2 protein-coding genes are annotated in these 2,756 nt (G+C 45.5%); both read right to left on the bottom strand.

The window, feature by feature from the left end; all coding sequences use genetic code 11:
- Positions 1–653 (bottom strand): retention module-containing protein (locus DB48_RS13385; protein WP_041510742.1); only part of this gene is annotated, 653 nt, incomplete at its 3' end.
- Positions 654–893: 240 nt separating this feature from the next.
- Positions 894–2,756 (bottom strand): type I secretion C-terminal target domain-containing protein (locus DB48_RS19710; RefSeq protein WP_152619160.1); only part of this gene is annotated, 1,863 nt, incomplete at its 5' end.

Below are 2,756 nucleotides of genomic sequence, written 5' to 3'. Positions count from 1 at the left end.
AAGGTGTAAGAGCCATCGGCGTTGATCACCAGGCTGCCACCTTCTAGCTCGACGCTGGTGCCGGCGTTAACGGTTTGACCGTCGACGCTGAAGCTGACTACTGATAATTCGGTATCGAAATCAAGATCATTGTCTAAAACGTTGCCAGTTGCGACTTCATCTTCTGCGATAGTATTAGTGTCATTAGCGGTAATGGTAGGGGCGTCATCACTACTAACGGTAAACGCTTGAACTGTAGGCTGTTCTACAGAGAATCCAGATGTAGTATATCCGGCGCCAGCGATTGTTTGTGCGCCAGTTCTGCTAACGGAAATAAAGCCAGAGTCACCTTCACTGGTGGCAGTATTACCCGCGGCGGTTTCTGGTAATTCGGCTGTTGGGTCTTCACCAGATGCGATCAGTGCTTGAAGTTGTTCAATTTCATTTAATGCATCAGCTTCAACAGCCGAAGTGTCATTGAGACTTTGACTTGTAAAAGAAGTGCCGTCTGCAAACTCAAGCTCTAAATCAGCCTGCTCAGCAATGAGAATAGTGCTTCCTTCGGGAATCACTTCACCGATAGTTACTGCTTTTTGCTCGCTTTCTGTGACCAAAGAAACCTTCCCTTTTACATCTATAACTTGTCCATTTTTGGTGGTAACTATCGATTTCATACCTGCCCCCGCAGAATTAAATGACACAACTTGATTTTAAATGTTGTAACTGTTAGCGCGTTTTTTCGCCAAGTGTTGAATGTTATCAATAGTCTGTACAGTGGTCAATTTTTTGACACGCAAATAATGCTAAAGGTAAGGTATGCTCGCAGTTTGTAATGCTTGTGATTGACAAATAAAAAGGTCAAACCACTAATTATTAGGGTTTGACCTTGTAGGGTGTCGCGACAATGTCGGCTGTTATGGAATTGTATCAATAATCAGGTTTTCGTTGCCGAGTAGATTGTTGATGATCTGTGTATCGCTTAAGGTGTTGTTATTGGTTAAGTCAACATTGTTCAACACGATCGTGAGATCAACGATTCCATCATGGTTGGCATCGACAGAGATCTCAGTATTCCCACCGCTGAAATTGAATGCTAAGTATTGATCTAGAGAGTACATACCATTCTCTTCGTCGACTAAGATTGCTGACAAATCTAACTGATCCATACTGATGTCGAAATTGAGCACAGTATCTAAGCTATTATCGTCGGAACCAACATCCCAAACCAAGGTATCTATATCGCTATCGATACCTGCATCTATGGTATCGCTACCTGCACCACCAATGAGGATATCGGCACCTGTGCCACCATCGATAGTATCGTTTCCTAAGCCTCCTAGAATGATGTCATTACCACTTCCACCTTGGATCAGATCGTCACCGGAACCACCGATGAGTTGATCGTCGCCTTCCAAGCCGAATATAGAGTCGTTGCCTTCTCGACCATATATTTCGTCATCGAGGTTTGCCCCAGTTAGAGAGTCACCCTCTGTGGTACCGAAGATTAGGTTATCTACATTATCCGTACCAGTTACGGTTACGGCGGTATCGGGGAGTTGCTCATGGGTAAAGGTGGCCTGAACAAAACGTGCCTGATATGAGCCACCATCGTTATCCAAGTAGGTGATGGTCCAAATATCACCGGGATCGACAGGATTGGCACCAAGATAATCGGCCAGCGTGATGCTATTGTTAGATTCCATCAGAATGTTTGTATAAGAGATATGGGCACTCATCAGACCCGAATTAGCATCATAGAACCAATCTGTTACGCCATTAGCTGCCGCTATCACAATGAAGGTGATTCCGTTGATGGTCAGCCTTACAGATACTTCTTCCTCCCTTTCTATACCTGTCTGTCCGCCAATTTCGCTGTTAGGAATTGGGATATCGAAAGGCGATTTTTGGAAATCAGTAAACAGATCTAATGCACCACTGCTCGGATCTAAGTTGATGGCGCTGGCAAATGCGCTACTAACGGTCAGGAAGGCATCTTGATCATTGCCTGAAGTCAGTGGTGATGAACCATCACCGATAAGCACAGTATTTCCACCTAGACTGTTGGCGGGAACCGTGTGGATGACAAAGTTACCATCGACACTGTCGGAACCTGAGTTAATCGTAAAGGTTAGATTAATATCTAGCTGATCGTCTATGCCGGCGTTGTTTCCAGGCACATATACTAAGCTACCGAGCTCAGAAGCTGAAAGTACGACAGGGTTATCGAAGTCATATAGGGTTAATACCCCTGTATCATCATCCAGATACCAGATCTGGCCTATTTCTGCTGTCTCGTCAGGATCGACGAAGGATAGATTTAATCCTGTGATAGTGATGACATCTGTGTAGTCTTGATCCGTTGGTATATCAATGTTGAGTGGATAACCATCAAGATAAGGTATGGCTATTTCAGCAAGCGATGCCGGTACCCAGATCTCTTTAGCAAATTCGCCTTCAATTGGATCGTTAGTTCCATTGATGGTGATTGTGACTGTTTGAGTATCCGTCCCACCGTCATTATCAGTGACTGTGACATTGAAACTCAGAGTGATGGTTTCATCTTCAGCAAGGAACTGCACCAGAGAGTTGAGGATGCTGTAATCCCAGCTGTCACTGTCGACACTGAAGCCATCGATGAGGCTCTGGATTTGGCCGGCGCTGAGTACGCTGGTCAGGTCACCACCGCTCCAGCTGATGTCATTGTTGTAGACCTCGGTGACGCTGTGGGTGTTGTTGACATCCACGTCGGTGAAGCTGAGCGCGCCGCTGTCGGTCAG

The organism is Shewanella sp. cp20, assembly GCF_000832025.1.
GTDB lineage: Bacteria > Pseudomonadota > Gammaproteobacteria > Enterobacterales > Shewanellaceae > Shewanella.
The sequence above is the reverse complement of the archived record's forward strand: the minus strand, read 5'-3'. Positions and strand labels throughout refer to the sequence as shown.